This is a genomic window from Bradyrhizobium sp. Kon58 (genome assembly GCF_055807455.1).
Genome location: NZ_JBVVOT010000005.1, coordinates 155950 through 181470, shown reverse-complemented (window position 1 = coordinate 181470; position 25521 = coordinate 155950). Strand labels below are relative to the sequence as shown.

Below are 25521 nucleotides of genomic sequence, written 5' to 3'. Positions count from 1 at the left end.
ATGAACCGGGACGACGCCAGCGATATCCTGGCCTTCCTCGCTGTGGCGAGGGAGCGCAACTTTACGCGTGCCGCAGCCAAGCTTGGTATGACGCAATCGGCGCTGAGCCAGATCATCCGAAAGTTGGAGCATCGCCTGGGCGTCCGTCTTCTCAATCGAACGACCCGGAGTGTCACGCCAACTCAAGCCGGAGAACGGCTGTTTCTGAGCGTCGGGCCCAAATTCACCGAGATGGATGCCGATCTCGCGGCGCTGAGTGAGCTCCGGGAAAAGCCCGCTGGGACCGTGCGTTTGACGGCAACGGAGTACGCCGCCACCGAGATCCTGCTGCCGGCGCTGGGGAAGATTCTTCCCCAATATGCAGACATCCACGTCGAGGTGATCATCGATTACGGGCTCACCAACATCGTTGCGCAGCAGGTCGACGCGGGAATTCGTCCGGGCGAACTCGTCGCCAAGGACATGATCGCTGTGCGCGTCAGCCCTGATCTGCGAATGGCGGTCGTGGGATCGCCGTCCTACTTCGCCGAACGCAAGCGGCCGAGGACGCCTCAGGATCTAACGCGTCACAATTGTCTCAACCTGCGCCTGCCGACCCACGGCGGCAGCCTGTACGCGTGGGAGTTCGAGAAGAACGGGCGGGAGCTCAACGTGCGCGTGGAAGGACAGCTTGTGTTCAACAGCGCAGGGCTTCTTCTGGAGGGAGCGCTAAAGAGCCTGGGACTTGCTTACCTCACGGAGGGGCACGTGCAGCCATACATCTCGCAGGGCCGGCTGATCAGGGTGCTGTCGGATTGGTGTCCGCCGTTCTCGGGTTACCACCTTTACTATCCCAGTCGGCGCCAACCTTCACCGGCATTCTCGCTGCTCGTCGAGGCTCTTCGATATCGCGGCAAGTAGATTGCCGCTCATGGCGCTGGACAATTCTCCGGCGGGCACGATTGCTACCTGAAATACCCCAGCACGAGATCGACATCCGCGCTGCCGGCTACCGTGCCGTTCAGCTCGGCGTCGAGGACGCGGCGGCAAGCCTCGATCGCGGCATGGTCACCGAGATCGTTGGCGGCTTCCAGCACGAGCCAGGCGGCATCGACCGAGGCCTGGTCCGCTGCTCCGCCGCCGATCTCGCCAGCTGCGGCCTTGTTGAGGTTCTTCTTGCGAACGGCGGTGCCGAATTGAGGCAACATTGCAAATACTCCCTGCCAATTCCCGGATGATGCTCGGTGTACCTGTTCGGTGTACCGCTCAGTGCACCTGCAGCTCGGGCTGACGACCCGTGGCGGGATCGGAGCCGGTCTTGCGCGACTGGTAGAACTTCAAGACGCTGCGCGAGGTCTCGATCTTGAGCTTGCCGAAATCGCGTTCGTTGTCGTGGAGCTCGCGCGCCGTGATCAGGTGATCCTTGGCGCCGAGGAACAGCAGCGACATGGTGGTGTCCCAGGAGAAATCGAGCGCCTTGCACAGCACCAGGATCATCTCGCGATTGCGGTCCATCATCGCACGCTCGATCACGTCGACCGGCAGCGACGACAACAGCGACAGGCCGATCTGCACCTCGTCGAAGCGGTGCTGGCGCGCATAGTTCGAGATCGAGTCCTGATTGAGGTTGCCCTGCCGGTACTGCGTCGTCACCACGCGTTTGGCGACGAAATAGCTGCGCGAGGACGGGCCGAACTTGGAGTGCAGATCGCCGGTGACGTCGCTCACCGAGCTCTGGATCTGCGCCATCATTTCCGGGCGCTCGTGCTCGAGCCGGCGGCGGACGTCCTCCGACGCCTTCGAGATCAGCTGCTGGAAGATGTGACGCGGCACGTCCTTGCGCAGGCCAAGCTGCTCAGCGAGAATCGAGTCACCCTCGGCGCGGCGGACCATGTGCAAAAGGCCCGAGCCGGAGAAGCGTGCGCCCTCGTTCCGGGCAACCGACGTCACGACCTCCTGGTCGCCGCGCTTGACCAGCACGTCGGTGACGGCCTCGCCGATCGACTTGCGCTGGGCGATCGCGAGCAGATGCGACTGACTCTTGGTCATGGCGCTCTCGACCAGCAGCTTCTCGTCGATACGATTGGAGTCGCGCAGCACGGGACCGGCGACCTCGATCTCGTCGTCGATCGCGAGTTGCGCAATGACATTGAGCGGAGCGTGATCGCAGGCTGCCATGACCTCGGAGAGCTGCACGCGCGCGGCAACCTCGATCTCGTCGGCGAGCCGGCCGATGACTTCGCCGAACGTGCTGATCTCGTCGTCGCTGTAGCGGCCGGTGATCAGAATGTCGGTCGCGTGCCACAACGCCTTGTTCCGGCTTTCGTCGGTGCCGCGTGCGATTGCGTCGTCCAGATCCTGCAGAAGTGTTGTCGCGCCGTTCATCCCGATGACCCCAGTTCTTGGCTAGCCATCCTGCTTGTGCCGCAGGACGCCGAGTTCCTCTGGGAACAGAGACTAGGGAACAAACGCGAGAATCCGGTAAAGTCGGCAGATCAGTTTTGCCGGGCAAAATTCGTTAAAAAGCGAGGGAATGGGTTTACCGGTGGGCCACCAGCGAAGGTGCGCTCCCTCTCCCGCTTGCGGGAGAGGGTTGGGGAGAGGGTGTCTCTCCGGCGTCATGGCCGGGCTTGTCCCGGCCATCCACGTCTCACCGCCTGGGACGAAGAACGTGGATGCCCGGGACAAGCCCGGGCATGACGGACTATCGCCTACGGATTCTGCGGCGTCAGCACCAGCGGCGGCTTTGGCTTGGGCTTTGCGGGCGGCGGGCCGGGGGCCGGCCTCACGTCGATCGGCGGAGGCAGCGGCGCGATCTGGTGGCTCGCAAGCGGCGGGCTTGTGAGTTGAGGGCTTGTCAGTGGCGGGCTTGGCGCTGCGGGAGCGGCCTGCGGCGCCTTCGGGGTCGGCGCAACCCTGATATCGGCCTTGGGCTTCGGCGGCGGCGCGCGGCGCGGATCGCGGCCGGGAATCGGCACATCCGTGAGCGACGGCTCCGACACCGGTTCGGGCGACACCAGAGTCGGCAGCGCGGCGGTGGCCGGCGGCGGCTCGCCGCGCTCGATGGCGTCCAGCCGGCGCGTCTCGCGGTCGATCGTGCGCACCGCAAGCCAGGACGACAGCGGCCCGAGATCGAGGGTGCGATTGAGCCTGTCGGGGGGACCGGCCGCGAACAGCTGGATCTCCGGCGGTGCGCCGGAGAGCCCGGTCATGATCGGCGTCAGGCTGGCGCGGATGTCGGCCTGGTCGGCGGGGATGTCGTAGCCGCCGGAGACGATGGCGCGCGCGTTCTTCGCCTCCAACGACGTTGCGCCGACGCGCAGGCGCCCGTCGCGGATCGTGAACGGGATCTGCGCCGAGGCCACTGCAATCGGACCCGCCGACAGCGCGGGCTCGACCAGCTGCCGCAGCCGGTTGTCGTCGGCAATTTGGCCGCCGTCGCTGGCGCGGATGGCGATCTCGAAGGCGCGCGGATTGAGGCCGGAGATTTCAGCGGAATCAAGCGTCACCGTGCCGTTGCCGGCGAGCGCGCCGGTGAGCGCCGCAACGCTGCGGCCCTGGCTGGTCAGCGCCATCTGCGCCGAGGCACGTCCCTTCGGCAGCGCGAGGTCGCGATAGCGCAGCGCCGCCGCGTCGACATTGCCGAGCTCGATACGCGCGTTCACCGTCAGACCATTGGCGCCATTGCGCGCATCAAGGCTCGCCGACATCTCGCCGCCGCCGACGCCGCCCTTGATTGCGTCGAGCGCGAGCGACTGCCCGTCGCTCCGGATCGTACCGCCGAAGGGGCGCAGCTCGATGCCGCCGGGTAACGTGCCGTGCAGCGCCTGGAAGGCGACGCGGCCGCGCCAGCCGCCGAGAAGCCCGGCACTCAACGGCGCATTGGCATCATGTCCGGCCGCGCCGATGGCCATCGCAAGCGCCGGCACGAGGTCGAGCGAATCGAGGCCGACTTCGCCGTCGACGGTCTTCTCCTGATCGAGCGTCACCGCCAGATGACCGCGTAGATGCGAGCCCGCCAGGGTGCTGTCGAGATCGTTGAAGGTCAGGCGGTTGCTGGAGAGGCCGACGCGCGAGGACAGATTGACGCTCTGCACGGATTTATCGGCCGGGCTGGTCCCGAACAGCGGGGCCAGATTGGCATTGCGCACGCGCAAATTCACGCTGCCTTTCGGCTCCGACAATTCGACGGTGCCTTGTGCGTCCGCGTCCAGCCCGCCGCCGCTGAGCTTTGCATTCAATTGCAGCTGATGGCGCCACGCGCCGCTCAGATGGCCTTCGAACTGCGAAGCGCCCTCGCCTGCGGCAACCACGCGATCGAGCCCGAGCAACGCCGGCAGTGAATTGGCCTGCGGTGTCGAGGCTTTTGAATCCAGCGTGAATTCGCTGTTGCGCAAGCGGTCGATGTCGATGCCGTTGAGGGCGGCCACCGGCGTCTGCGCGGCCAGCGTCGCGGTGGCCTTGAGTTGCGGCGCGTCGAGCTCGATTACCGCGCGCGCGTCGTTGCGATCGGCGTGCTCGGCGTTCTTGTCGAGGCTGAGGTCGAGCTTGAGGCGGGTCGCACCTGGCAGCGACGGGATGGCGTCGAAGCGCGCGCGCACCGACGGCGCAAACGGCTCAAGCATCGCGGTGAGATCGCGCAGCGAATTGGCGGAGGATTTCAGCGCGAGCTTGCCCGTTGCCTTGGCGCGGTCGAAGCTGCCGCTCGCTTCCGTCGTCACGCCACTGGCCTGGCCGAACCGCAACTGCTCCAGCGAGAGCGATGCCGGGCCGTAGCCGAGTTTCGCGGTGAACGGCCGCAGCTCCTGGCCCGCCGAGATCGCGCGGCCGATATCGAGCGACAGCTTCGCTTCCTCCGGCCATTCGCCCTGCGGCCCCGAAAGCGCGCGCACAAAACTTGCGGCGGCATCGAGGTCGAGGCGGTCGGCCTTGAGCTCCGCGTCGATCCGCGACCCCTTGCTCGCGCCGGTCTGGACGAAAGCGATGCGGCCCTCGACCGCGCCGCCCTCGATGTCGGCCTTCAGCCGGTCGATGGCGAAATGGTTGGCCGCGATGGTCACGTCACCGGCAAGGCGCAGTGGCCGCGTGCTGCGGCGGTTGACTTCGTTGCGGCCCTGGAGCCAGGCCACCAGCGTATCGGGATCGGAGGAATCGACGCTGAGGCGGCCGCTGAAGCTATCGGCGCCGGGCGTCGCGCCGTTGAGCGAGAGCTGCGTCTGGCCCGGCGCGCGCAGCTCGAGCCGCTGGAAGGTCCAGGACCGTCCGTCGGTCGCAAGCTCGGCCGTGATGTTCTGGAGCGGACGGCCGCCGAGCATGATCTGGTCGGAGTTGAACTCGATCTGCGCCGGGATCGGCGCCTGCGGGATTGCGGCCAGCCCCGCGCGGAGCGCCGGGAGGATCCGCTGCGGCTCGGCATCGTTCTTGGCCGTCAGCTTGTCGGCATCGACCTGGCGCGCCGACAGCACCGCACGCAGCAGCGGCGAAGCCCCGAACCTGATATCGCCGACGCCGCCGAGCTTCAGCGCGGAGTCTTCGGGCCCGAAGCTGGCATCGACCTGCTCGAACTTGGCGCCGGCCGGATCGGCCTTGAGTTTCGTGGTGAGCTTCCAGGGCGTCGGCCCCGCCTCGCCGGCCTTCTTCGGCGCCGGCACCGCGAGCGTCAGCGCGCCCTCGAATTTCGGCAGGCGGTTGTCGAAGGCGAGCACGCCTTCGAGATCGGCCAGGATGGCGCGCTCGCCGGGGTCGATGTTGAGGTGGAGGCGGGTGGCGTTGCCGTCGGCGCTCGGGCCGGAGGAGACGCGGAACGGATAGCGCACGCCGCTGAGGGCAAAACTTCCATCGCCCCGCACCGAGCCGGCCAGTGAGCGCACGTCGCCGGAGAAGGCGATGTCGTTGAGCTCCAGCGTCGAACGGCTGGCGGCATCATGCAGGGCGATGCGGCCGGTGAGGTTCAGCCGCTCGATCGCCAACGACGCCAGATTGAAGCTGCCGCTCGCGGTGGACGGCAAATCGACCCGCCCGCGCGCGTCGAGGCCGAGATCGACCGCCATGCCGTTGACCGAAAGCTCGGTGGCGCGCCATTCGCCGCGCATCAGCGAGCTCAAGCTGAATTCGACGTCGAGCTTGTCGGCGCGCAGGCGGCCGAGATCGTTGTTGCCGCCGAAGGTGACCCCGCGCAGCCGCAACGTCGGCGCCGGCAACAGCCGCGCGTCGAGCTCGCCCGCCACCCGCACCGGCACGCCGATGATCCTACCGGCCTCCGCTTCGAACTGGGGCCTGAACTGGTTCCAGTCGACGAAGTAAGGCCCGATCAGAGCGGCCAGCAGCGCTAAGATAAAGGCAATCGCCAATCCGAGCAGCGTCGTCTGCACGGGTCTCCCCTCGGCCAAACCGGATGCGGGCCTTGCCTGAGCCGCAGGGCCTCAGACGTACCGGAACAGCCCCTTATATAGGGGGAAGTGTGGCGAAGTCACAGCGACTGTTGCGCGCGGAGGTTAACGCGGGCGGCCATCACCAGCTTGCGGGCAGCCGCTTCAGGCCGCGCAGCACGAAGGTCGGCCGCCATTCGGGGTTTTCGAGGTCGTCGATGCGCAGGTCGGGCAGCCGACGCAACAGCGTGGCGATGGCGATCTCGGCCTCGAGGCGGGCCAATTGGGCCCCCAGGCAGAAATGGATGCCGCCGCCGAACGACAGCGGCCTCACGTTCTGGCGGGTGACGTCGAGCCGGTCGGGGCGGTCGGGATAGACCGCCGGATCGCGGTTGGCCGAGCCCAGCAGGCAGAGCACGGTCTCGCCCTTGGGGATCTTCGCGCCGCCGAGATCGTCGATATCCTCCAGCGCGACCCGCCCGGTCATCTGCACCGAGGAATCGTAGCGCAGAAATTCCTCGATCGCGCCCACCATCAGCTCCGGCCGTGCCTTCAACAGCGCGAGCTGGTCCGGATTGCGATGCAGCGCAAGCAGGCCGTTGCCGATCAGATTGACCGTGGTCTCGTGGCCGGCGCCGAACAACAGGATGATGTTGGCGGTCAGCTCCTCGTTGGTGAGCTTGTTGCCGTCTTCCTCGGCCTGCACCAGCTGGGTGATGAGATCGTCGCCGGGATTTTTGCGACGCAGCTCGAACAGCTGCTGGAAATACATCTGCGCCATCATGTTGCCGGCGTTGCCCTTGGCGATCTCCTCCGGCGAGAGCGGCACGGGGTCGAGCAGCCGTCCGCCGTCGCGCGAGCTGTTATAGAAAGTCTCGCGGTGGTCCTCGGGGATGCCGAGCATGTCGCAGATGATGGTCACAGGCAGGCGGAAGGCGAAATCCTCGATCAGGTCCATATGGCCGCGGTCGATCACGGCATCGATGGTCTGGTCGACGATCTGCTGGATCCGCGGCCGCATGTCCTCGACGCGGCGGGCGGTAAAGGCCTTGACGACGAGACCGCGCAGGCGGGTGTGGTCGGGCGGATCGGCCTGCAGCATCCAGTGGCTCATGCTGCGGAAGACCGGCTCCTCCATGATCTTCTCGCTATAGCGGCGCTTGGAACGCTCTACGAAATCCTTGCCGAAACGCTTGTCGCGCATCACGAGGCTGACATCGGCATGGCGGCTAGTGACGAACTGGCCGAACGGCGTCACGTGAATCGGATAGATCGCGCGGAGCCGGTCATAATGCGGATAGGGATCGCGGATGAAGTCCGGCGACAGCGGATTGAACAGCGGACCGCCGGCGCCCTGCACGTGCTCGTTCATGGTGACCTCATATCGGTTGCCGCATGAATCGCATACGCCGGGCAGCCCCTGTTGCGCAGCGTAACCATCCCTGAATTATCAACTCGATACATTGTTGTATCGAATTGCATTCTGCCCTAACCTGCTCCGATGTCAAGGGTGAGAACCAGGCCGACCAGGGACGACACGCGCGACAGGCTGTTCGAGGCGGCCGCGCGCGTGTTCGAGGAGGACGGCATCGGCGGCGCCAGCATCGAGGCGATCGCGGCGGCGGCTGGATTCAGCCGCGGCGCGTTCTATTCCAACTTCAAGAGCAAGGACGAGCTGATCATCGCCATGATCGAGGACCATGTCGCGCAGTCGATCCGGCGCAACATGGACATCCTGGCGCAGCACGACAATCTCGACGACTTCATCGCGGCGCTGAAGGCGATGGATCGCACAAAGCAGGATCCGCTCGGCCGCTCGCCGCTGCTGCACATGGAGATGATCCTGTTTGTCGCGCGCGCCGAGAAGCGCCGCCCGGAGCTTGCAAAGCGGCTGCGGGCGCGGCGCAAGCTGGTCGCCGACATCGTCGAGGCCACGCTGAAGAGCAACGCGAAGAGCGACACGCTCAATCCTCCCTGGATGGCCTCCGTCGTGCTGGCGCTGGAAGACGGCTTTCGCCTGCACCGCCTGATCGATCCGGAGACGACGCCGGCCGACAGCTTTCTGCGCGCGATCACGGATCTGCGGCGCAGGACGGGATTGTCGTCGGACTAGCGCTTTTTTCAGAACTTCGCTGTTCCCGCTCGACATTGGTTCGCTGCGCTTCGCAGCTGGAACCTGGCCGCAATCATGCGCGCGCATTTTCCACTTCGTCGCACCCATCCAAGGAACGTTTGTGCGGCTTACCACTTTATCCCGAGCCTGTTTTGGCAATTTGATCATTGGAGGAGACAACGATGAGGATTCTGAAATTGACTGCGGCCGCAGCTGCGCTGCTGGCCGGTACGGCGCTCGCCGTGGCGCAGTCGAGCTCGACGGTCGGCACGGGCGGCTCGTCAGCCGGCGGTGGCACCAGCAACTCGACGATCGGCACCGGCGGTTCATCGGCGGGTTCGGGCAGCGGCTCGGGTTCGGCCTCGACGCTTGGCACCGGCGGCTCGTCGGCCGGCGGCGGCACCAGCAGTTCGTCGATCGGCACCGGCGGCTCCGCCGCGGGCTCCGGCAGCGGCTCAGGCTCGGCGTCGACGCTCGGCACCGGCGGTTCGTCGGCTGGTGGCGGCAAGAGCTCGTCCAGCGTCGGCACCGGCGGATCTGCGGCAGGCTCCGGCTCCGGCTCCAACTCGGCATCGACGCTCGGCACCGGCGGCTCGTCGGCCGGCGGCGGCAAGAGCGGCTCGACCGTGGGAGCGGCCGGTTCCTCCGCGGGCCATGGCAGCGACATGGGCATGGAAAAGGGCAAAGGCCACCACAAGGACGAGATGAAGAAGGACAAGGACTGACATCCCGGCCGGCGGAGCGGCAGCAATGCCGCTCCTTCGTCCTTCCTGAGGAGGACTGGCATGAACAGACCAATCGTTGCGATCGCAGTTTTGACTTTGATGAACAGCGCCGCCGTGGGGGAGACCATGCAGAAAACCGGCAAGACCGCGTCCGGCGAGACCTGCCGGGTCACGGTCGAAAAACATCCCGACGGCAGCATCACCGCGCTGGGCTCATCGGGTTCAGGCACAACCGGCTCGACCTCGTCGAGCGGCTCGCTGTCGAGCTCAAGCTCGGCCGGCGGATCGTCGGTGCACGTCCAGGCCGGTGGCGGCAACGTGTCGAGCTCATCCTCGACGGCCGGCGGTCCCGGTTCGACCAGCGCGAGCACCGTCACGGTCAACGGCTGCACCATCTCGACATCGTCGCCATAGCAAAAGGATTTCACAGATGAGAATGTTGATCGCGACCTCGTCGGTCGCACTCTTGCTCGCCGCCGCCTCGCCGTTGTCGGCGCAAACCAGCATGACCGGCGGGACCGGCGGCTCGGCTGCGGCCGGCGGCACCTCGGCCAGCACGCTCGGCACCGGCGGCACGTCGACGTCGGGCTCCGGACAGACCGGCTCGTCGATTGCAGCCGGCGGCAGCGCCGCGTCCGCCAACGGCAAGGCGCAGTCCGGCACCAGCATGAACAAGGGTAACGGTCCGGTGCTCAATTCCAATGCGCGCGCGCAGGCGCATGAGGGTGGCACGTTCAGCCGCTCCCACACCCGCACGAAAGTAAAGGCGGGCGAAGAGGTCGGGTCCACCACCAAGACCATGTCGCACGTGCCGGGCTCCAAGCCGACCATGTCGACGACATCGACGAACGTGCGCTGAACCATCCTCACGAGACTGCTGCCCGCGATTTGCGGGCAGTTTTTCTTTGTGAGCAGGTTTTTCGTTGTGAACGGATCAACCGCCGCTCAGCGTGCGGCTGACGCGGGTCACGACCGCATCCCACTGCCGCTTTTCGGCGGCCGGATAGTTGATCAGCACGCAATGCACGTAGCGGCGGCCAAAGTTGCAGCGGTCGTACCAGATCTTGCCGCCCCGGGTGCTGGAGACCACGAAGAAGCGCGGCGTGATGCGCTTGTAGGTGATGCCGGACGGCGGATTCTTCCGAGCCAGGAAAGCAGCCGGCGAGCTGCCGTCGTTCGGAACGGCCTGCACCGTCAAATCCGCGCGGCCGTCGCTGGTCCGGTACTGCATGCCATAGCCGTCGGGCCGACCGGCTTCCTCGGTGAAGACGGACGAGGGAATGTCGACGTTGGTCCCGGTCTCGGGGATGCGATAGCCACTCCAGCTCTCCGCACCGGCAGCAGCCGGCAAGCTACAGAGCATGACAAGGATGGTGGCGATCTTCTTCATCGTATGGCCCGGTTTGCGCTCGACGGCCGACAACGTGGAGACACGCCGGACGTTCCTTTCCGCGACGCGAACGCGCGTTGCGCCCGCTGTCGGCTCACCAGACATTGCAAGCCGGATGACGGCGTCGGACCCTCGTCAAGCCGCCAGCGTCTCGTCGACCCGTCCAAGGGCCCGACGAAGAGCCGCAAAGCAGTCCGCGTCGATCTGGGTGCCGATCATCCCCGACATGATCGCAAGCGCTTTCGTCACCGGCATCGCAGCGCGATACGGCCGCTCCGCGGTCAGCGCATCGAAGATATCCGCGGTCGTGATGATTCGGGTGTCCAGGCAGATCTGGTCTCCCGCGAGCCCACGAGGATAGCCTTTGCCGTCCAGCCGCTCGTGATGCGCCCCGGCGATCGGAGCGAGATCGCCAAACGCGCCGATGCGCGACAGGATCGCTTCCGAATGCGCGGAATGCTTGCGCATGATCTCCCATTCGAAATCGTCAAGCTTACCGGGCTTGTCGAGGATTGCGTTGCTGACGCCGAGCTTGCCAATGTCATGCAGCAGCGCGGCACGCTTGAGCCAGCGTCGCCGCTCAGCAGCGAACTCCAGCTGCTCCGCGATCATGTCGGTAAAGAGCGTGACGCGCTCGCTGTGGCCGCTGGTGTAGGGGCTTTTGGAATCAACCACCTGGGCAAAGGCAGCTGCGATGTCATCCAGATAATCCTCATCCACCGGCACGCTCGCCTGCTGCGGCTGCAGAGGCACAGTTTCGGTCCCTTCTTCAGTGCCAAGGATGTCCCAGAATCCAGGCTGCGACGCGATGCGCTCAAATGCGGCGACCAAGTCTGGATCGAACCAGGTGCCGGCTCGATTCCGGGCCTCACGAAGGGCGGCTTCGGGACCGTTCGCGATGTAGAACACATCGACCACCTGGGCCAACAACGCGAGGCGGGAATAAAGCGGGATGGCCGCGCCGCGAAGGCCGAGCGGCTTGCCGCCGCCATCCCAATGCTCATCGAGATTCTTGATGCCCTCCGCGACCGGTTCGGAGAAGCGCATTTTGCGGGCGATGTCGGCGCCGCGATGGCATCGCGTCTCGATCAGTTCGCGAGCGATCTCGCCGCCGTTCTGGAAGATGTTGACGATGGCGCGAAACCGTTCGGCCAGGCCGGCTTTCAGCCCGGTATGGCCCAGCACGAAGCGCAGCGCCTGAGGCAGGCTGCCGTCAATGAGCTTGAAGTCCTGCTTGAAGGAGAGATCATCGGTCAGATACAGCTCGCAGATGCGCGCGGCGTTGCTGCTGCAGCCAAGATCCTTCAGCAACAGTGCGTAGTAAAGTTCGACTATCTCGTCCTCGCCGAGGCCGATCTCCCTGCCGATCAAGACGCCGATGCGGCTGCATCGCACGCAATGTCCGGCCGGCTGCCCCTCCGAAAGATCAAGCGCGTGGCTGAGTGCGCCCAGCAGTTCGGAAAGCGTGATCCGATCGAGCGGCTTGGGGGCATGCGGGATGGGGTCCATTGACGGGGGGCTCCGAGGCTGGGTGCGGCCAGTGAACAGGGCGGATCACATCACCAGTCGATCAACTGAACACCAGAGGATTAACAGGAGGTTGTTTGCGAGCGATCCGTCGACAGGAAGTCTCCGAGAACGCCCTCGCCTGCTCGGCAAAGTTCCGTGGCCACCGCGCGCCGGCTAGCGAGCGCGCTTGCTCTTGTCCGTGGGCAACGGGCAATTCGTGCAAACGCTGTCGTCGCACATGCGGCAGATCGTGAAGCGATCCATCTCGGACGTATCCTGCCGTGCCAACAATTCATGGAGCAGCGTTTCAAGTCGTTTCGTTTCCGCCGGCGACAGCACATCCAGAAGCGACGCGACGGCCGAAATCCGCGAATTCATCAAATCGTTGCGGGTTGCGGCACCCTTCGCCGTCAGGTGCAGAGCAACCTCGCGGCCGTCCTGTCCGGGCCGACGTTCGACCAGCCGGTCCGACACCAGACGGTCCACCAGCCGGACCGTTCCCGAATGCGACAGCCCAAGGATCCGCCGCAGCTTGTCGTTGGTCATGCCCTGGCCATAGCCGATGACGACCAGGGCGGCAGGCGTCTCGCCGCCGCGGCCGATGACCTCGCGCGCACCCTGCTCGATCCGATCCATGACGGCGAGCGAGAGCGCCCCCAGCAAATTTGCGATTCCGTTTTCCATGAGCCGGACAATATGTGCGGAACGCACAAAAAACAACTTGACGAATATGTGCGCTCCGCACATATTTCTACTGGCAGGCTACGATGACATGGAGAATGACGATGAATACTGGGAGCGCGGCACGACTAGCGAATACGAGAGGCATTGAACCCGCCTTGAAATACGTGCAGGCCAACGGCGTGCGCTTCGCCTATCTCGAACAGGGCGACGGCCCCCTGGTCATGTTCCTGCACGGCTTTCCCGATAATGCCTGGTCCTATCGAAAGCAGCTGCAGGTCTTCGCGGATGCAGGATATCGTGCGGTCGCGCCCTTCCTGCGCGGCTATGCGCCGACCGAGATTCCGGCGGACGGCGTTTTCGATCCGATCGCACTGGGCAAGGATCTTGAAGCCCTTATCGCGGCGCTGAGCGACGACGGACAGGCGCGCGTCGTCGGCATGGATTGGGGCGGCACCTCGACCTTTCAGGCGCTGGCCACGGCGCCATCTGCAATCAAGGCCGCCGTGGTCATGAACACCGCACATCCGATTACAATTTCGAGCATCAGACGGGATCCGGAGCTCGTTCGAGCCGTCTTCCATGTCTATTTCTTCCAGCTTCCCGGCGCCGTATCCGCGGTCAGTACCGAGGGACTTCCCTTCGTCGACTATCTCTGGAAGCTGTGGTCGCCGACATTCAACAATGCCGAGCACATCCGTTCAATCAAGGAGACGCTCAGCTCGCCCGGCACCATGGCCGCTGCGCTTAAATATTACGGAGGCCTGACCGATGCGGGGCTCGCGCGCCGCCTGCCCATCAATGACATGCACACGCCGACGCTGACGATCTATGGCAGCAACGATCCAACAGCGAGGTACTCGGTCAAGGAGGAGCCGCTGTTCAAGGGGCCGCACAAGCGGATTGTCCTGCCCGATGTCGGGCACTTCCCGCACCTCGAGCGTGAGGAAGAAGTCACCGGCCTGATCATGGACTGGTTCAAGACGCACGCGCCTGACTGAACGCAGAGGGCGTGGCCCACAACATCCCTTGAGTTCTCTCATCCGGAGTACGCGCAATGGACGCCAAGACACAACAGCAATATGCCGAGACCTTTCATGCCCTTCACAGGAAAGGCGATCCGCTCATCCTGTTCAACGCCTGGGACGCCGCCACGGCCAAAGCTATCGCGAAGACCTCTCCGGCCATCGCGACCAGCAGCGGCGCGGTCGCCTCTGCACTTGGATACGTCGACGGAGAAAATGTCCCGCTCGACATTGTGACCGGCCTGGTGTCGCGGACGACCGCGGCCGTGTCTGTTCCAGTCTCAATCGATCTGGAGGCCGGATATGGCGACACCCCGGAGGCCGCCGCCAGATCGGCGACCGAGATTTTGAAAGCCGGCGCCGTCGGCATCAATATCGAGGACGGGCTATCAGGGGGAAAGCGGCAACTCGTCAATCCCGAACGCCATGCCGCCAAGATCAAGGCTGTGCGGCACGCTGCAAAAGATCTGGGAGTTCAGCTGTTCATCAATGCGCGAACGGATCCGTTTCTGCTCAAATTCGGATCGCCGGACGAGTGCCTGAATGAAGCGGCAAGCCGGGCGAAGGTCTATGCCGAGGCGGGGGCCGACGGAATTTTCGTACCCGGCCTCACCGACCTCGCGCTCATTGAAAAGTTCGTTCAGCTCACGCCTCTGCCGGTCAACATCATGGTGACACAAGGCGTTCCCGCACTTCCGGATCTGGCTCGCGTCGGTGTTCGGCGGGTCAGTCTTGGGCCGTGGCCGATGATGGCAGCAATGCGGATGATCGGACAGGCCGCAGCCGCGGTCGCCGCGACCAGGCAATACGGCACGTTCCTGCAACCGGATGCCTGAGCCCGGACATCACCGGCCAAAAGTCGCTTCTACGCCGACCGCTTCACCGCGGTCGCGCCGGCCGGTGCAATGTCGAGACGAGCCAGCATCGCCCGCGCCTGCTCGGCGCAGTGCTCGATCAGCCAGCGCTCGAAGGCGACGGGCGCGAGCGCGGGCGCGTAGAGAAAACCCTGCACGACGTCGCAGCCCAGCTCGGCCAGCACCTTGCGCTGCGCCTCGGTCTCGACACCTTCGCCGACGACCGTCATGCCGAGGCCCTGCCCGACGCGCACCACGGCGGTGGCGATCGCGAGCGCGCCGGCGTCACGCTCGATGTCGCGCATGAAGCTGCGGTCGATCTTCAGTTCGCGGATCGGCAGATGGGCGAGCCGGCTGAGGCTGGAATAGCCGGTGCCGAAATCGTCCACGGAAAGCCCGACGCCGAGCTCCCGGATCGCGTTCATCGTCTCGAGCGCGGCGACGCTGTCCTGCATGAACGCGCCCTCGGTGATCTCGAGCATCAGCGCGTCCGCCGGCAGATCGTATTCGGCGAGGATGTCCTTGAGCCGCGCGGCCAGCGTGACGTTGCGGAAATTGATCGGCGACAGGTTCACCGACACGGATGGAATCTCGAGCCCGGCGCGGCGCCAGCTCGCCATCTGCCGGCAGGCCTCGCGCACCGACCACAGGCCGATCTGTTCGATCAGGCCGCACTCTTCGGCGAGCGGGATGAATTTTGCCGGCGAGACGTCGCCGAGCTCGGCATCGTGCCAGCGCGCCAGCGCCTCGACGCCATGGATCGCGCCGTCGCAGCTGCGGATCTGCGGCTGATAGCGAAGCGTCAGCGCGCCCTCGGCGATGGCGCGGCGCAGCGCCGCAATCAAGGCCAGCCGCTGCTCGGTGAGCCCGTTCATCTCGGCGCTGAACAGGCGATGGGTCGAACGTCCCGCCTGCTTGGCCATGTACATGGCCGCGTCCGCCTGCTGCATCAAGGTGTCGATGTCGGTCGCATGATCGGGATAGAGGCTGACGCCGATGCTCGCCGACATCTGCAGCTGCCTGGAGCCGAGCCGCAGCGGCGCGGCCAGCGCTTCGGTGATTCCGGCCGCCACGCGCTCGGCACCCTCGGCGTTGCGTCGCGGCAGCAGGATCACGAACTCGTCGCCGCCGAGCCGCCCCAGCATGTCCTCGGGTCCGATCTGCTCGCGCAGGCGCTGCGCCAGCTGGATCAGGAGCTCGTCGCCGGCGGCATGACCGAGCGTGTCGTTGACGTCCTTGAAATGATCGACGTCGAGGAAGGCCAGCGCGACGTGGCTGCCGGTCGGGCAGGCGTCGATGGCGGTGGTGATCAGGCGCCGCAATTGCGCGCGGTTCGGCAGGCCCGTGAGGATGTCGTGATAGGCGAGCCGCGCGATCTCGGCGCGCGCTTCCTTGCGCTCGATCGCGAAGGCGCCGAGATTGACGCAGGCCTCGACGATGCGCCGATGCCAATTGCTCGGTGCGCGCGGCTCCCGGTAGTAGAAGGCGAAGGTGGCGATGACCCTTCCGTCCTTGGCCTTGACCGGCGTCGACCAGCATGCGCGCAGGCCAATCGCGAGCGGCATCGCCTTGTAGGGTTGCCAGCGCGGATCGGTCTCCAGATCGGTCGCCAGCACCGGCTCGCCGTAGAAGGCCGCGGTCCCGCACGAGCCGACATTGGGGCCGATGGCAACGCCGTCCAGTGCGCGGGAATAGTCCTCGGGCAGGCTTGGGCCGCCGAGCGGATGGATCAGGCCCGCGGCATCGATGTGCAGCAGCGAACAGACGACGTCGGGCGCGATCTGCTCGACACGGCGGCACAGCCGGTCGGCGATCTCGCCGATCGGGACCTCGTCGGCGAGCGCGCCCATGATGAGCTGCTGCAGCGATCGCAACTGCTTGGTCTCGGTGATATCCTCGAGCAGCGCGAAGAAGTGCTTGACCTGGCCTTTCTTGTCGCGGAAGGCATCGATGCGGGCGCAGACCCAGATCTCCTCGCCGTCCTTGTCATAGGCGAGCATCTCGATCTCGCCGCGGTGGCCGCCATGCATCAGGCGCTTGACGAGTTTCGCAACAGCCTTGCGATCGGTGTGGCGGCCGGCGATCAACCCCCTCGCACGGCGGCCCTCGGCTTCTTCGCTGGTGTAGCCGAACAGCGTCGTGAAGGCGGAATTGACGTAGACGATGTTCTGGTCGGTATCGGTGATGAGCACCGCGCGGTTGGTTTGGTCGGAGACGGCGTTGAGAAGCCGGATCCTGACGCGGCGCTCGGCCTCAGCTGTGACGTCGCGCGCAAACACGACGTGATGGGTCGCGCCGCCACTTGCAATGGATGAAAGCGAGATGGCCGCGCGGATCCGGCTGCCGTCACGGCGCACCAGGCTGATCTCGTCCCGGAACTCCGCACACGGTTCGGCCTGAAGGCATTTGAGGGTGAGAATTTCGGCGTCGCGGCCGATCACATCAGCGCGTGCGAGATTCCAGATCCGCTCTGCACCGGCATTGAAATGCGTGATGCGATGCGCGCTGTCGACGATGACGATGCCCTCTTCGGCGCGTTCGAGCGCGGCCAACAGCACTTCCGGAGTTTCTATCATGGCACAATCGGAGGCAGACATCGCTAGACCCGGAGGCATCGGGAAGATATGGCAACCGAGGCTAGCGCCGCGATGGTGTCCAAGACGTTTTTGCAGCCCGGGCGCATCGCGCCAAGACGCGACATGCTTAACGTTCGGCAAAAGACGCGAAGGTAATCCGCTGCGTACGGAACCTATTCGGCGCCGGTCCCGGCCTGAAGCTTGCCTGCGACGGCGCGCACCTTTCGCGGCGCGGCTTGCCAGATCGAGAGCGCCGACAATCCGCTCACGATGATGGCAACGCCAAAGGCGAGCGTGTAGTCGCCGGCCCGATCGTAAAGCAAGCCTGTGACCCAGGGACCGGCGGCGCCGCCGGCCAATGCCGCCAGCATGATCGTGCCGAAAATGCTGCCCTGGTGCTTGCCCTGAAAAATCTCGAACACCACTGCGCCCATGATCGAAGTCAGGCCGTAGCCGAGCGCGCCTTGCGTGAACACCATGAGGTAGACCAGCCACAATGACGGCTGGAATTTCAGGGCGATCAGCGCCGCGAAAGAGATCGCAAAACCCGCGCAGCTGATCGCCCACACCCATTCCCGCCCGATCCGGTCGGAGACATGGCCGAGCAGGATCTGGCCGGGAATGCCGAGCAGGCTGACGATGCCGAGTGCCCACACCGCGACACCCGGGCTGAAGCCGATGTCGAGCAGGAATTTGGTCTGGTGCACCTGCACCGCGTACCAGATGTAGAGGCCGCAGAAATAGCCGAGCGCGATCCACCAGAACCGCGTCGTGGCGACCGCTTTCCGGAGTGTCCATTCGGCCCCGGCCCAGACGGGATCGACGATGTTGGAGGCGGGTTTTGCAGCGCCTGCGGCCGGGGCCGCATCGCCGTCGGGCCGCAGGCCGATATCCTCGGGGCGCCTGTGCAGGAACAGATTGATCGGCGCCAGCACGATCAGGATCATCAGGCCCATCGCCGTGCAGGCGGTGCGCCAGCCTGTCCCTTCGATCATGTGCTGCACCCATGGCAGCAGCGTCACCGAACCGATGCCGACCCCGGCGAAGGCGATGCCGATGGCGAGGCCGCGCGTGCGGATGAACCAGTTCGGCAGGAACAGCGACTGCCCGGAATAGCCGAGACACACCGAACCGGCACCGACCATGACGCCGATGGTGAGATAGAGATGCCAGGGCTGGCTCGTGAGCGGCGCGAGCAGCAGCCCGCCGCCCATCAGAACCACGCCGAGCTCCATCACCGCACGCGGCCCGGCGCGGTCCATCAGCCGGCCGATCAGCGGGCTGACCATGCCCGATACCACGAAGCCGAAGGAAAAGGCGCCCGCGGTGACGCCGCGCTCCCAGCCGAATTCGGAGATGATGGGAGGAAAGAACAGCGAGAAGGCGGTGCGCGCGTTGACGCCGATGGCCATGGTGACGAAGGTCACCGCGACCACGACCCAGCCGTAGAAGAACGGAAGCCGCATTGTGTGTTTCATCCCTGGACGGTCCTTCCGACCATCCGGGGCTGCCCGGGTCAAGCGCTTTTCGCGCATGCCTCTTTGAGCGATCCTTGGGCGGGCGCTCAGGCGGCGTCGCGTTGGGACGGTTTGACGGGCACGTCGAACAGAATCCGTTCGATCGGGTGCGGGCGGCCGAACAGATAGCCTTGCGCGAAATTGACGCCGAGCGCCTTCAGCCGTTCGTATTCCTCGCGGGTCTCGACGCCTTCGGCGGTAACCGACATGTCCAGCCCGCGCGCCAGCGTCACGATCGAGGAGATGATGGCGGAGCTGCGCGGCTGATGCGTGAGGTTGCGGATGAACGATTTGTCGATCTTGATCTTGTCGAACGGGAACGCGGTCAGATAGCTGAGCGACGAATAGCCGGTGCCGAAATCGTCGAGCGCGAGCGCGATGCCGATGCTCTTCAGCCTCTCCATGAAGGCGTGGTTCTCGACGCCGCGTTCCAGCAGCACGGATTCCGTGATCTCGATCTCCAGCCGCTGCGGCGGCAGCCCGGAATCCACGAGCGCCGCGCTGATCATCTCGAACAGCTCGGCCTCCTTGAACTGGATCGGCGACAGGTTGACGGCGACCGCGAGCTCGGACGGCCAGCCGGCCGCGTCCGCGCAGGCGCGTCGCAGCACGAACTCGCCGAGCGGCACGATCAGCCCGGTCTCCTCCGCAAGCGGGATGAACTGGTCCGGCGGAATCAAGCCGCGCGTCGGATGCCGCCAGCGCACCAACGCCTCGAAGCCGCGCCGCGCGCCGCTGAGAGCGTCGACGAACGGCTGGTAGTGCACCTCGAGCTGGCACCGCGCGATGGCATCGCGCAAATCGCCTTCCAGCGTGCTGCGCGCCTCGAGCTCAGCCGACATCGCCTTGTCGTAGATGGTGAAGCAGTTGCGGCCCGATGATTTCGAGCGGTACAGCGCAAGGTCGGCCTTCTTCAGCAGTTGCTCCTGATCGGTGCCGTGATCGGGCGCGATCGCAATGCCGATGCTGGTGCCGATCTCGACGCGGTGTCCGGGAAGAAGGAACGGCTCGGCGACGAGCTTGGCAATCCGCCCCGCCAGTTCGGTCGAGCAGACGCGCTGATCCTCGCAAGCTTCCTGGATGATGGCGAATTCGTCACCGCCGAGCCGGGCCAGCACGTCGCTGGCGCGCAGCGCGGATTTCAACCGTTCTGCGACCTGACGCAGCAGCGCATCGCCCGCACCGTGACCGAGCGAGTCGTTGACGTTCTTGAAGCGGTCGAGGTCGAGCATCAGGATCGAGAAGGTCGGACCGGCGTCCATCAAACGGCCATTGAGCTCGTCGAGCCGGGCGAGGAAGAAGGCGCGGTTCGGCAATCCGGTCAGGATGTCGGTCTGGGCGAGTTCGAGCACCCGCCGGTTCGCCAGCGACAGCCGCTGCGAATTGCGGCTTGCGAGCATGAGATAGGTCGAAAGCGACAGCGTCAGCAGCATGCCGACGATCAGCACCGCGCCCGCGCGATCGTAAGTCGTCTCCAGCGGACCGCCGGCAGCCGGTACCGCCCGCACCTGCCAATCCATGTCGCCGATCTTGAGATTGCCCGACCAGTGCAGGGTCCGCGCGACGTCCTGCATCGACTGCGGTGCCGTCGCGGCCGACGAATAATCCGGCAGCATGTCCTCCAGGCCGACGATCTGCGCCGTAAACGGCGGATAGACGTTCACGCTGACCGCGGGGCTTGCCCCGGTGGTCGCGCGAATGGACTGGATCAGCAGCGGCAGGTCGAAGACGCCGACGACGAAGCCGGCGAGATTGCGGCGCCGGTCCACGACGGTGTCGCGCGACGTGCCCTTGGCGTAGACGGGAATAGCGACGAGGACGTCGGGCAACCGGCCGCCCGCCTTGGGCTCGTAGAGGCGGGTGCGAATGGCCGAGACGCGGTCGGTGTCGCGTGCGCGCTCGAGGATCGCGCGGCGCTCCGGAATGGTCGCGTAGTCCATGCCGTAGACCGGAGATGTCTTCGGCTGGGTCGAGTAGAGCACCGGAAAATATTCGTCGCTCTGCGGCGCGGTCGCGAACGCATCGCCCTGGAGCGACTTGATGCGATAGCCGGACACGCCGTCCGTGATCGCCGCGGCCTCGTATTCGGTGCGCTCCTTGCGGTTCACGCGCGGCACCCAGGAGATGCGCAGCATGCCGGGATGGCGCTCGAACAGGCGGGCGCTGAAGGTCTCGAATTCGCTGCGGGTGATCTCCTGGTTGGTCGATTCGAACAGCGTGCGCAGCGCGACGAGCCTGGAAATGTACTCGCCCATGCCGTTCTGCATGACGATCACTTCAGTCTCGGCCGCGTTTTCGAACTCGATCTTGTTGACGCGGCCTTCCCATCGCGCCACGGCGGCCGCACCCGCGACCGAGAACAGAAGACCAACGCCGGCGGCGACGAGCGCAGGGCGATAGAGCCCGAGCAGCGGCGCGGCACGCCACCATCCGGTCATACGTCCCCGATCCTGATCGTTCTGATCCCGACCGCCCATTCCAGAAACCGCCGTCCCCTCTCCCGGCCAACCGAACCTCTGGTTGAGCCGCCGGAGCCACTATCGGAACAGGACCGCGGTTAAGAACTGCACAATTTCGGAACGCGGCTTTTCTGCATTAGCCGGCTTAGTTAATGAAGTGCAGGATGATGCGGGCTTTGTCGAAATAAGTTGCCGGTTTTCCCCGGAGTAGTACGGAGCCGCCGATACATCGGCGATTCATCCTGCGGCGATAGCTTTACCCGAAACCACTCCCCGCACCCGTAGACTTTTTTGATGTATCGATCTCGATCTGCGACATCCATCGTCGTCACCGTCGCCCTCCTGGCAGCAACCATGCTGCCGGCGAAAGCCGACGAGATCGGCGTCAGCGAGGATGCGATCCTGTTCGGCCAGGCCGCAGCACTCGAGGGTCCCTCCTCCACACTCGGACAGCGGATGCGGCAAGGCATCGTCGCAGCTTTCACCGAGATCAACACCAAAGGCGGCGTCCACGGCCGCAAGCTCCAGCTCATCAGCCGGGACGACGGCTACGACCCCGACCGCTCGGTAGCGCAGACGCTGCGGCTGATCGAGGACGACAAGGTGTTCGCGCTGATCGGCGCGGTGGGCACGCCGACCGCGGTGGCGACGATACCGATCACCAGCGCCAGGAACGTGCCCTTCATCGGTCCGTTCAGCGGCGCCGAATTCTTGCGCGACCTCGAGCTTGCCAACGTGGTCAACATCCGTGCGAGCTATGGCGCCGAGGCCGAGGCGTGGGTCAAGCACCTCACGGAGGATCGCCATTTCACCCGCATCGCCATTTTCTACCAGGACGATTCCTTTGGGCGCGACGGTCTTTCCGGCGTGAAGCGCGCGCTTGCCAAACGCGGCCTCGAGCTCGCCGCCGAAGGCACCTTCGAGCGCAACACTCGCGCCGTCGCGTCGGCCTGGCGCACGATCAAACGCGTCGAACCCGAGGCGATCGTCATGGTCGGGACCTACGGTCCCTGTGCCGAGTTCATCAAGCTCGCGCACCGCAGCGGCGCTCGTCCGACCTTCGTCAACATCTCCTTCGTCGGCGCCGTGGCGCTCGCCCGGGAGCTCGGCCCCGAGGGCGAAGGCGTCGTCGTCACCCAGGTCGTGCCGTTTCCCTGGGACCGCTCGCTCAAACTTGTCGCCGACTACCAGGCCGCGCAGACCGCGTTCGACCCGGCGCTGACACCGAGCTTCGTCTCGCTCGAAGGCTATATCGCCGGCCGTCTCGCGGCCGCGGCGCTGGAACAGGCCGGAGCGCAACCGACGCGCGCGAGCCTGCTGCGCGCCATCAACGATGTTGGCCGCTTCGACATCAGCGGCAGCACCGTCACCGTCGGCATGCGCATGCTCGACGCTCCGCCGAAGGTGTTTTTGACGGTGATCCAGAAGGACGGGACGTTCAAAGCAGTCGACCGGCTGTAGAGCCGGATCAGGGCCGACGCGTCCAGCGGTCGGCGTTGACGGCGCCTTGCGGGATCTCGCCTTTGACGATCGCTTCGACCTGGCGCACGGTTTCCAGCGACTGGTATTCGATCGCCTGCGGCGTCAGGCCGCCGACATGCGGCGTGGCGATGACGTTGGGAAGCTTCGCAAGCTCCGGGCTTGGCATCTGGTCGGGCGCGCGGCCGACATCCATCGCGGCACCCGCGATACGATTCTCGAGCAGCGCCTTCGCCAGCGCCGCTTCGTCGACGAGGTTGCCGCGCGAGAGATTGATGAAGACGGCATGTTTCTGCATCCGCGCCAGCGCCGCCTCGCCGATCAAATTTTCCGTCTGCTCATTGGCGATGGCAAGGCAGACGACATAGTCGGACGCGGCGAGGAGCTCATCGAGGCTGACCTGCCGGATGGCGCTGTCGCTCACGGTCGCAAAGGGATCTGCGACCAGCACCTCCATGCGCATCACCTTGGCGATATCGGCGAGGTAACGCCCGATGCTGCCATAGCCGATGATGCCGATCTTGCTGCCGGCGAGCTGACGGCCCATCCGCGCTTCCGGGTTGCGGCCTGCCTGGTAGTCGGCCGTCGCCCGGGATACGCCGCGGGAGAGATCGACCATGAAGCCGAGCGCGAGCTCGGCAACGGCTTGCACGAAGCCGGGCCCGGCGCGGGTCACGAGCACGCCGGCGTTCGAGGCAGCCTCGACATCGACGTTGCGGATGTCGACGGCGCAGCGGACGAAGGCGCGCAGACGCGGCAGTTGCGCAAAGATCTCGCCGCGGCCCTCGGTCATGCGATCGGCCACGATGATGTCGACATCTTGCGCGGCGCGCACGAGGCTGGCTGAAACCAGCGTCTCATCGCTCTCGTGCAGGACCACGTCGGCGGCCGAGCGCAAACCGTTCAGGCTGCGATCGCCATAGTAATTGCGTCGCATCTCCGGCGTGTGGGCCAGCAGGACTTTCACGGCAACACTCCCTCAATAGCCGAACGCGCGCGGCAATGCCGTGCTGAGCCATGGCACGAACGCGATCACGAGCAGGCAAAGGAACAACAGGCCGAGATAGCCCATGATCGGCTTCACCGTCTGCTCGATCGGCACGTTGCCGATCAGGCAGGCGCCGTAAAGCCCGAGCCCGAGCGGCGGCGCGAACAGGCCGATGCCCATCGCGATCACGAGCACCACGCCGAAATGCAGGGGATCGATGCCGAGCTGCACGGCCACCGGCAACAGCAACGGCCCGAAAATAATCAGCGCCGCCGCGCCTTCGAGCACCGAGCCCATCACGATCAGCACGGCGATTGCGAGCAGGATGAACAGCCAGGTGCCTGATGTCTTGGACAAACCCAGCATGAAATCGCCGACCGCGTGCGGCACCTGCTGCAGGGTCAGCGTGAACGCCAGCGATTGCGCTGCGGCAACGATGAACAGCACGAGTCCCGCGCGCGTTGCGCCCTGGACGAAGCTGTGCGCGGCCGAAGTGAAGCTGAGCTCGCGGAACACCACGCTGCCGACGACGAGCGCATAGGCCACGGCAAAGGCCGAGATCTCCGTGGCGGTGGCGAAGCCGCTCTTGAAGCCGAAGAAGATCATGAAGATCAGGCCGAACGAGGCGATCGCGCCGCTCCACAGCCCCGACACCGGAATCTGAGGCTCTATGTCCTCGGCATCAGCTGGAATCTCAGCTGGGGTCTTGCCGAAGATGATGGAGACGGCGATCAAGGCCAGCGCCATCAGTGCCGCCGGCAACAGTCCTGCGACGAACAGGCCGCCGATCGACAAATTCGCGACGAAACCCAGGATGATCAAATTGATGCAGGGCGGAATGGTCTCCGCCATCACGGCAGAGGCCGCGAGCAGCGCCACCGCGCCGCCCGGGTTCTGCTTGGAGCGGCGCGCGGCCGGAATCAGCACGGAGCCGACAGCGGCGACATCGGCCATCTTCGAGCCCGAGATGCCGGAGAACAGCACCATTGACGCGACCATCACGACGTTGAGGCCGCCGCGCATGCGCCCGACCCCACGCTGCAACAGCTCGATCAGCCGCACCGACATGCCGTTGGCTTCCATGAGGTAGCCGACGAGAATGAAGAACGGAATCGCGAGCAGCACGAAATTGTCGATGCCGCGCGCCATCTGCTGGGCGAAGATCACGCCGGGCAGCGCGCCCTCGACCCAGATGAAGATCAGCGCGGCCAGCGCGAGCGCGAAGCCGATCGGCAAGCCGCCGACCAACGTCGCGAAGAAACCGATCAGCATCAGCGTGCCCGCCGACGGCACCGTGGCGGGCGACAGATAATCCCACGCGAGATAGAGGCCGGTCACGACGGCAATCGCGACGAGGCCTCTGACGATATCAGGGAACGGCCTGGCGCAGAGCTGGTCAATCGCGAACACCGTCATGAACAGCGCGCCGGCGCCCATCGGGTAGAAGGTCAGCTCCAGCGGCAAGCCGGATCCGGTGGTCTGGCCCGCCGTCAACGAGCCGAGCTTGATGGCGTTGTAGGCGACATAGGCCGAGATCAGCACCACCAGCAGCGCACTCGCGGCATCGACCAGCGCGCGCAGCCGTACCGGAGCCAGGTCGCGGAAGAAGGAGACGCCGACATTCTCGCCGCGCGCGAGCGCACTCGCCGCGCCGAAGAAGGCCGAGCCGACCATCAGGCCGCGCGCGACGTCGTCGGACCACTCCACCGGCGCGTTGAAGCAGAAGCGCAGCAGCACGGAACCGCAGACGACGACGAGATCCGCGGCCAGCAGGATGGCCGCGATCGCGTCGCTGAGGCGAAGCAGCAGGGCGATGCTCCCGTGGCGGCCGCCCGAGAGAGGTACGGCAGCTGTCATT

At 65.5% G+C, this 25521-nt stretch carries 20 protein-coding genes; 8 read left to right on the top strand and 12 right to left on the bottom strand.

Annotated features, from left to right (window positions below; translation table 11 throughout):
• Entirely contained in the window at positions 1–900 is a 900-nt protein-coding gene (locus AC0L20_RS11740; protein ID WP_473288656.1) for a LysR family transcriptional regulator, read from the top strand.
• A 44-nt stretch (positions 901–944) separates the two neighbouring features.
• Here AC0L20_RS11740 and AC0L20_RS11735 read toward each other — a convergent pair whose 3' ends face one another.
• From AC0L20_RS11735 to AC0L20_RS11720, 4 genes are all read right to left on the bottom strand, one after another.
• The gene (locus AC0L20_RS11735) at positions 945–1187 is read right to left on the bottom strand and encodes a hypothetical protein (RefSeq protein WP_473288655.1); all 243 of its coding nucleotides are present in this window, start codon (positions 1185–1187) and stop codon (positions 945–947) included.
• Positions 1188–1245: 58 nt separating this feature from the next.
• A complete protein-coding gene (locus AC0L20_RS11730; RefSeq protein ID WP_473288654.1) occupies positions 1246–2364 on the bottom strand; it encodes a DUF2336 domain-containing protein in 1119 nt (372 codons plus the stop codon).
• A gap of 326 nt (positions 2365–2690) precedes the next feature.
• A complete protein-coding gene (locus AC0L20_RS11725; RefSeq protein WP_473288653.1) occupies positions 2691–6350 on the bottom strand; it encodes an AsmA family protein in 3660 nt (1219 codons plus the stop codon).
• A 139-nt stretch (positions 6351–6489) separates the two neighbouring features.
• Entirely contained in the window at positions 6490–7719 is a 1230-nt protein-coding gene (locus AC0L20_RS11720; RefSeq protein WP_473288652.1) for a cytochrome P450, read from the bottom strand.
• 129 nt (positions 7720–7848) lie between these two features.
• On the opposite strand from AC0L20_RS11720, the gene AC0L20_RS11715 reads away from it, so the two are divergent.
• From AC0L20_RS11715 to AC0L20_RS11700, 4 genes are all read left to right on the top strand, one after another.
• Positions 7849–8460, top strand: coding sequence for a TetR/AcrR family transcriptional regulator (locus AC0L20_RS11715; RefSeq protein ID WP_473288651.1), 612 nt, complete (start codon positions 7849–7851; stop codon positions 8458–8460).
• A gap of 182 nt (positions 8461–8642) precedes the next feature.
• Positions 8643–9185: a hypothetical protein gene (locus AC0L20_RS11710; protein WP_473288650.1), complete on the top strand. Its 543-nt coding sequence runs from the start codon at positions 8643–8645 to the stop codon at positions 9183–9185.
• A 60-nt stretch (positions 9186–9245) separates the two neighbouring features.
• Positions 9246–9599: a hypothetical protein gene (locus AC0L20_RS11705; protein ID WP_473288649.1), complete on the top strand. Its 354-nt coding sequence runs from the start codon at positions 9246–9248 to the stop codon at positions 9597–9599.
• A 22-nt stretch (positions 9600–9621) separates the two neighbouring features.
• Positions 9622–10044, top strand: a complete 423-nt coding sequence (locus AC0L20_RS11700; protein ID WP_018454312.1) for a hypothetical protein — start codon at positions 9622–9624, stop codon at positions 10042–10044.
• 75 nt (positions 10045–10119) lie between these two features.
• Here AC0L20_RS11700 and AC0L20_RS11695 read toward each other — a convergent pair whose 3' ends face one another.
• The 3 genes from AC0L20_RS11695 to AC0L20_RS11685 form a co-directional block, all read right to left on the bottom strand.
• On the bottom strand, positions 10120–10575 hold the full coding sequence (locus tag AC0L20_RS11695) for a hypothetical protein (RefSeq protein ID WP_473288648.1): 456 nt from the start codon (positions 10573–10575) through the stop codon (positions 10120–10122).
• Positions 10576–10710: 135 nt separating this feature from the next.
• Positions 10711–12084: an HD-GYP domain-containing protein gene (locus tag AC0L20_RS11690; RefSeq protein WP_473288647.1), complete on the bottom strand. Its 1374-nt coding sequence runs from the start codon at positions 12082–12084 to the stop codon at positions 10711–10713.
• Between the two features lie 174 nt (positions 12085–12258).
• Entirely contained in the window at positions 12259–12747 is a 489-nt protein-coding gene (locus AC0L20_RS11685) for a MarR family winged helix-turn-helix transcriptional regulator (RefSeq protein ID WP_473288646.1), read from the bottom strand.
• 122 nt (positions 12748–12869) lie between these two features.
• Here AC0L20_RS11685 and AC0L20_RS11680 point away from each other — a divergent pair, with 122 nt between their 5' ends.
• Both AC0L20_RS11680 and AC0L20_RS11675 read left to right on the top strand, forming a co-directional pair.
• A complete protein-coding gene (locus AC0L20_RS11680; protein WP_473288645.1) occupies positions 12870–13766 on the top strand; it encodes an alpha/beta fold hydrolase in 897 nt (298 codons plus the stop codon).
• A 56-nt stretch (positions 13767–13822) separates the two neighbouring features.
• Positions 13823–14626 (top strand): isocitrate lyase/PEP mutase family protein, encoded by an 804-nt coding sequence (locus tag AC0L20_RS11675; protein WP_473288644.1) that lies wholly within the window; start codon positions 13823–13825, stop codon positions 14624–14626.
• Positions 14627–14655: 29 nt separating this feature from the next.
• On the opposite strand, the gene AC0L20_RS11670 is transcribed toward AC0L20_RS11675, so the two are convergent.
• The 3 genes from AC0L20_RS11670 to AC0L20_RS11660 all read right to left on the bottom strand — a co-directional run bounded on the left by AC0L20_RS11670 (position 14656) and on the right by AC0L20_RS11660 (position 21175).
• On the bottom strand, positions 14656–17241 hold the full coding sequence (locus AC0L20_RS11670) for an EAL domain-containing protein (RefSeq protein ID WP_473288643.1): 2586 nt from the start codon (positions 17239–17241) through the stop codon (positions 14656–14658).
• Positions 17242–17393: 152 nt separating this feature from the next.
• Positions 17394–18686: an MFS transporter gene (locus AC0L20_RS11665; RefSeq protein ID WP_473288833.1), complete on the bottom strand. Its 1293-nt coding sequence runs from the start codon at positions 18684–18686 to the stop codon at positions 17394–17396.
• A gap of 98 nt (positions 18687–18784) precedes the next feature.
• Positions 18785–21175 (bottom strand): putative bifunctional diguanylate cyclase/phosphodiesterase, encoded by a 2391-nt coding sequence (locus AC0L20_RS11660; RefSeq protein WP_473288642.1) that lies wholly within the window; start codon positions 21173–21175, stop codon positions 18785–18787.
• Positions 21176–21490: 315 nt separating this feature from the next.
• Between AC0L20_RS11660 and AC0L20_RS11655 the strand changes: the two genes are divergently transcribed.
• Positions 21491–22657, top strand: coding sequence for an ABC transporter substrate-binding protein (locus AC0L20_RS11655; protein WP_473288641.1), 1167 nt, complete (start codon positions 21491–21493; stop codon positions 22655–22657).
• 7 nt (positions 22658–22664) lie between these two features.
• On the opposite strand, the gene AC0L20_RS11650 is transcribed toward AC0L20_RS11655, so the two are convergent.
• Complete coding sequence (locus AC0L20_RS11650; protein ID WP_473288639.1) at positions 22665–23642, bottom strand: hydroxyacid dehydrogenase; 978 nt, start codon at positions 23640–23642, stop codon at positions 22665–22667.
• Positions 23643–23654: 12 nt separating this feature from the next.
• Entirely contained in the window at positions 23655–25520 is a 1866-nt protein-coding gene (locus tag AC0L20_RS11645) for a TRAP transporter large permease (RefSeq protein WP_473288638.1), read from the bottom strand.
• Position 25521: the final 1 nt, after the last annotated feature.